The organism is Martinezella sp. CNPSo 3795 (assembly GCF_057784475.1).
Genome location: NZ_JBXSOQ010000007.1, coordinates 311,555 through 317,554 on the forward strand (window position 1 = coordinate 311,555; position 6,000 = coordinate 317,554).

At 49.5% G+C, this 6,000-nt stretch carries 5 protein-coding genes; 1 reads left to right on the top strand and 4 read right to left on the bottom strand.

Translation table 11 applies throughout. The features are described from left to right. Positions 1-223 precede the first annotated feature (223 nt). Complete coding sequence (locus AC13QY_RS20990) at positions 224-1,096, top strand: family 16 glycosylhydrolase (RefSeq protein ID WP_113501648.1); 873 nt, start codon at positions 224-226, stop codon at positions 1,094-1,096. A 17-nt stretch (positions 1,097-1,113) separates the two neighbouring features. Here the strand turns inward: AC13QY_RS20990 and AC13QY_RS20995 are convergent, their stop codons facing one another. The 4 genes from AC13QY_RS20995 to AC13QY_RS21010 form a co-directional block, all read right to left on the bottom strand. Further along, on the bottom strand, positions 1,114-2,499 hold the full coding sequence (locus tag AC13QY_RS20995) for a hypothetical protein (protein ID WP_113501649.1): 1,386 nt from the start codon (positions 2,497-2,499) through the stop codon (positions 1,114-1,116). A gap of 76 nt (positions 2,500-2,575) precedes the next feature. Then, a complete protein-coding gene (locus tag AC13QY_RS21000) occupies positions 2,576-3,301 on the bottom strand; it encodes a cytidylyltransferase domain-containing protein (protein ID WP_113501650.1) in 726 nt (241 codons plus the stop codon). A gap of 29 nt (positions 3,302-3,330) precedes the next feature. Next, entirely contained in the window at positions 3,331-4,848 is a 1,518-nt protein-coding gene (locus AC13QY_RS21005) for an N-acetylneuraminate synthase family protein (protein ID WP_162764050.1), read from the bottom strand. Next, positions 4,760-5,485, bottom strand: coding sequence for an inositol monophosphatase family protein (locus tag AC13QY_RS21010; RefSeq protein ID WP_113501652.1), 726 nt, complete (start codon positions 5,483-5,485; stop codon positions 4,760-4,762). Before AC13QY_RS21010 ends, AC13QY_RS21005 begins: the two co-directional genes overlap by 89 nt. Between the last annotated feature and the right edge of the window lie 515 nt (positions 5,486-6,000).

A 6,000-nucleotide genomic window follows, 5' to 3' on the forward strand; every position in this document is an offset into this window, starting at 1 on the left:
ATCTACCTGACAGTATTTCTTATTATCTTTCTTACAACCCCATATGTGGATGTATAGAGTGGCTAAGAACGGCGTACTACGAAAACTATAGCGATCAGCTAATAAGCGTTCCCTATATCCTTATGTACGCTGCAGTGACGCTGCTTTTGGGTTTAATGCTAGAACGATATGTGGTGAGATACCACCAAGATCGTTGAATTTGAAAGCTTTAAGAGGCATCGAAATGAACATACTGACCTTAGTTCGTTCTTCAATCATCGTTGCGGCGCTTCTTACACCATCATTGTTTTTCTTTGCCGCAGCGCGAGCTAATCAATGGCAGACAACTGAGGATGTCGGCTACGACAGCGCCCCTCACCTCACTACTCAAGACCAACCTTATGCGAAGCGACGACCTGTAACTAATCAAGACCGCTCTCGAATCGAGTATTATAGATCGGGCAAAATAATGCCTATCTATCAATCGTCATTCGCAGCAGCTGGCGACTTAAACGCCTGGAGCGTGTTATCTGAAGAAAAGCTTGGGGCGTTGTCATGTCGTCGACCCGAAAGCGTGGCAACTTCTCCATCTGGGCTAACTTTGTCAATTAAGCTAACCACGGATTGTCAGCAAAAATGGTCGTCTGGCGGTGTTATCAGTAAGCAAAAATACAAGTTTGGATATTTCGAAGCATCAATGCGCATCGCGAAAATCCCCGGTGTTGATAACGCCTTCTGGCTAACCACTGATGATCACTATGAGATCGATGTTGTCGAATCCTTCTTCCCAAGCACGGCCACGTCGGCGCTACATCAGTGGGCGCCCCCACTAGGACAAACAAAGTCGCTAGTCTCTACAGGAATAAAGGCTAAAGCCGATCTATCGGCTGACTTTCATGATTATGGTGTTCTCTGGACACCAACAGAAATGATCTTCGCCGTGGATGGGTTGCCCTACATCGCCCTTCAAACGAAAGACGCCGCGCAGGGAGAGGCATTCCTTCGTTTGACCAACATACTTGTTCCATGGGGCAACAAGTTGCCGCCTAATCCCGAGGGCAATGGCACTGCTTTTAGAGGCGTCAGAATTTTCGCTCTAGATCTCGCCGACCAATGAGGCGGCGTTCGAAGAAGCTACCGGGCGGAGAGAATTTTTCTTATCTCAGATGATACAATTCGCCAATCGAGGCTGTACGAGATGCCATCCGCCCGCTTCCCAGCGTCGGCGGCGTTGTCGATAACATATCCCTCGCTCAAGCAAATCGTCTTGTAGTGGATTTGGGCATCCTTCTCCAAGCGTGTATTGATATGGCCAACTCCTGGCTTCTGTAGAAGCCGCGCCACATGCAGCGATCCGGTGCTGTAATTAGTGACAAATGCATCGATCTGCGACGCGACTGCGGCCTTTTCCATGCTGTTCCAGCCAACTACGTTAATATGCGGCACGCCCGGAGCCCTCCTGAGGATCTCCGTAACGATAGCGACATCGGAGGCTATAGGTTCGTCATCAGCCTTTCTTGGCGTGATGGGCGAAGTCCATCCATCGAAGACTACGAATAAATCAGGCCATTCGGAACGAAGGTCGTTAATGATCGATGCGATGCCATCTATCTGTTCTAGCCACGATCTCTTTGTAGCCTGAACACCAAACCAGACAACCGGATACCTTCCAGCTACCCTCAAATAATCCGGAAATCTCGTGCTGTTGCGTATGGTGCCCATAGAGCGAGCGACCACCTTCGCGTACGCATTTTCCGCATGTATCATCTGATATTGGGACTTCTGGTTCAGGACTGTTCCATGGAGCAGATAGAATTTGTCAGCAAGAATAGGCGCGCTAAAACCGTAGAATGATCTAATCGCCGGCCACACAGCCTTCATGTCTACGAAGACGCCGCCTTCGCGGTATATGACAGCCGGGACTTTCTGAAGCAGCCCTTTGGAATGAATTCTCTCATAAGCAGGGAGAGCCTCTGAATAAAAGTGGAAGGGGAAAAAATGGCTGACCAACAAGCCGCCAAACTCCCGAACATCATCGCCGTGCGTTGGTAAGCTCCCCGCGAAAACCGAGAATTCGGCGACATAGTTCTCCAAAGCCGCAATTGGGGGATGCTTCATCGGTAGATAGCAGCCGCGCACCGGGAAGTACACGATATCGACGCTCGTGATGGATTGGAAAACGATTACCTTTTCGCCTGATTGGGATAGGAATATGAGTTTATTGACCCCCATATAGTGGCTAGTATTGGCTTCTATGGAGCCCTCACCAAACGGGGATGGCGCTTTTGCGCGGCCTTCCTCTATGACTTCACTCAGCCATTTATCTCCGACATAAGGATCCTCTATATACTTGATGAATACCGTCAGCGCATCTTTGTTTTCAAACTCGCCGATGCGAAATAGGTCATCGATATTTGATGCCCACTTGGCCGCTTTTCGAGATATCTCTATTCTCCCAGACCTCAACATTTCCCGGAATTCGTCGTCTTGGCCTGAATGATAAAGATCCCAAATATCCACTGATAGCCTCAATTTGCTTAAATCGGGTCCGTTACGCGCCGCTACAGTAACGGTGGAATTTATGCCTAAACACTGATTAAAATAGGGGCTTGCTCACGCCATTTTCAGTAATCCAGTGTTCAGTTTTTTCGATGTCCTCTAGATCGTGAACGTCAAGACATCCGCTAGTGATATACGGCTTAATGCGCCGTCCCATACACGGCCATGGCGGTTGCCCTTGCGGGTCACGTATCGTCAACGCCCTAAGCGCCCAAATCGAGTGATCAAAGAAGAGGGCAGTAGGTAAGTCCTGCCGATTGGCAGAGACTTGTCCCGCCGACGAATCAAATGGTTCAAGTAGCCCGTTGGAAACCCGCTTGGCCCTAAAGGGATGGTATTCAGACTTCTCGTGCGCCGGAACTACCGCCGTCAGAGTGGGATCGTTTAAAAGTTGGCCGATGCAGTCGTCAATTATCGTTTCTGTTATGGTTCCGACATTTGCGTGCTGCAGAACAATGATATCTACCGGCCCATCTTTCTCGATGATCTCCAATGCATGTATTACCGCGTCGGAACTCTGCGCTGTCGGGCCACTGAGTTCTGCCGGCCTACGAATTTCGCGGTATCCAGCGATAGCGGCGGTCTTTAAAATGTCATCATCATCGCTGCTGACGTAATAGCGGCCAACAAAACTACTACGCACCGCAGCTGCGGCGGTCCAAAGTAGCAATGGCACTCCATGAACGGGCAGCACGTTCTTACCCCTTAGAGAACTTCCTCCGCGTCCAATCATTAATGCAACAATGCGAGGCGACTTATTCATTTGAGCATCCACTTGTCCCACGGAAACGACTATCGCCGATACTTATGATGTTCACTGCCTGTGACCAACTTTTCTTCCGAACCAAGTACTGTCTCAGCTTCGCGAATTTTCGTCACGTAGTCTCGGAACTCCGACGTTGTTAAATCAAGTGCAACAGCATCAAAATGTGCCCATTCCGTATTTCCAAACTTGACGTGTTTCTCGATCATTCTGGCACCACTAGCAGCCGCTAGAACCGACCCAAACCAGCCAGCGTCGTGACTCGAGTAAGCAGGAATAATATGCGAGTGTTGACGAGACAAGTGATCGTAATGGCGCACCACAGCAACATTGCAATCGGACGCAGGCGTAGGGTAAGCTGAATTAGCTTGCATCAAATATAGAAGTGGTACCTTGGCAAATGTCTCCAAGACCCAAGCCTCGTAATTTGCGTCCGTCATGCCAGTCGACAGGACAATTCCTCGATCGGACATAGATGCGACTTTCGCCAGATAGTCGGTATGCTCCGAAATAGTCGAAGGCAGCTTTATCAACTCTGGATCAAAATCGAGGATAAAGTTGTAAGATGCCTCGTCTAATATCGAGGCAAACCACCGGATCCCGATACGCTTGCAAAGTTGGTCGAGAAACGTAAAGTCTTCGCCTGTTAACTCAAGCTGACGCCGGTAGTCGCCGAACGTCTCCCCGAAAGGCGATTTATACGGTGCAGTAAGTTGCTCTGTCCGATAAAAGCTTTCTACGTCTCGCTTCTGGACCTTGATGAAATCCGCGCCTGCGGATCTGGCGGCGCGTACCATCCGCTCGAGCCTTGAACGATCCCCAAAATGATTGGTTGTAATTTCCGCGGTCACCAAGATTTTTCTATCAGACCGCCCATGCGAGTCGGACGACGGCAGGAATTCATTCACCAAATCCTCGGGCGACATCTGAGAATAGTTTCGAATTCCCACATGAATCACATCAATTTCACAGCCGCGCAGCATGTAGAGCGCATTGAGCAGGTAATTTTCCTGCATACCAATGATTAATCGTCTGTTCTGCAAATCTCCATTGTCATAAGACAACCCAACAGAGCGAGCGTAACCGGAGTCCGGCGTAAAATCGAAACCGATCATGTATACCTTTTGCGGTCTTCCCTTTATACGCGCGACTTCCAACGCAACCTTAAGAGCAGAAATGAAAAGTACGTCTTCGATGACGAAGGGTCCGGACAATAACCTTTGCATCATCAAATCACTGCTTTCTTGACCAAGTTCGGCGTGTGGAACTCGCAAGACTGATGCGCTTTCTGTCTGAAAGTCGGTAGACGTTAGGTATAGACGCGCCTTTGCCGCGTTGGCCTTCAGCGATTTCGTCACCCACTCAGCGTGAAAAATGGTGATATCGGTGGGATAAATGCGTTCAGCATCATTGATGCCGATCACCAACGACCCATCGTATACAATCTCAGGTGTCTGATCAGCCGAAGGCCCCTTGCCCAGGATGAAGATCGTATCTGTGGCGTATGTCGACGCGATAGCGCTGATCTGGCTCGAGAAATTGTCCATTATATTGTTCACCATTGATTAAAATATCGCATCCAGCTTCATGAGCGAGCGCTACACCCGCCAAGAGATCCCAAGAACGGGCCCCTTTGGGGTTTACGAAGCGAGCATACGCACCGCGAATAACGTTGAAGAGATTATAGACTGCGCAGCCCATGATGCGGCCTTCAGCATTTTCTGAAAGTCCGCTGCCGATTTCCGGGTGATAGGAGGATGAAAAACCTACGATGCGCGAACGGGGGATGTACGGTATGCGGCCCGAAGACATGATTTCCCCCAATTCAGGCATCATAAGTAGACTACCTGCGTGCGTGTCACGCCGCCAAATTGACAGAGAGGTGCCCCATTCTTTTAGCCCGGAACAAAAGTTTTCGGTGCCATCGATGGGGTCAAGGACAGCGCGCCATTCGGCATCCATCACTCCGCCTTTTTTCCAGCTTTCCTCGCCAATAAAGGTGATGTCTTCAATCCGGCTTCGCAAAGCCGTTGCGATAACCTCTTCAAGATAAATATCGGCAGCCGTCACAGGGCTACCGTCACTCTTCCACGAAATGTCGTAGCGTCGGGTCTGTAAATTTGGCATCTCTTCGGAGATAATTGCACCAATATCGCGCAACAACACAGAAACGTCTGAGACCATTTACAACTCTTGGATATATATAATTAGCACTCGCCTTGCGCGAGATGGTTGCGTTATAATCTGCATGTATCGCATCCACATGCAATTCGGTTTACGCGCAAGCCAGTTATTTTTTTAAATTGCTTTCGCTAAACGGTCTAGATTGACGCTACCGATCGTTGGGAAACCAAAGGTATAGGGCAAGAGTGCGATAACTGATGAGTATATCGGCGGTCTCCAAAAGGGCTACGTCGCCTCAAGGGTAGTTGAGGGCAAAACCGTTCTTTCTGAGCTTATCGAGAACGCAACCTCCGACCGGGTAGAGATTAGAATCATCGACAGCGGAGAAGAGAAAAGCGTTTTCTATTTCGATCTTAAGGACGCTACGCCTCGTTGTTTTGAGTTAGCAAGGTACGACCTACATCCAACCGGCTGAGCAGCCCGGAAACCTATTTCTATGACTAAGCCGCATTGCGGTTATGCAATCCAGGCGCTCGCGCCGCTCTGCAGCATCCATACCGCGCCAATATAGATGG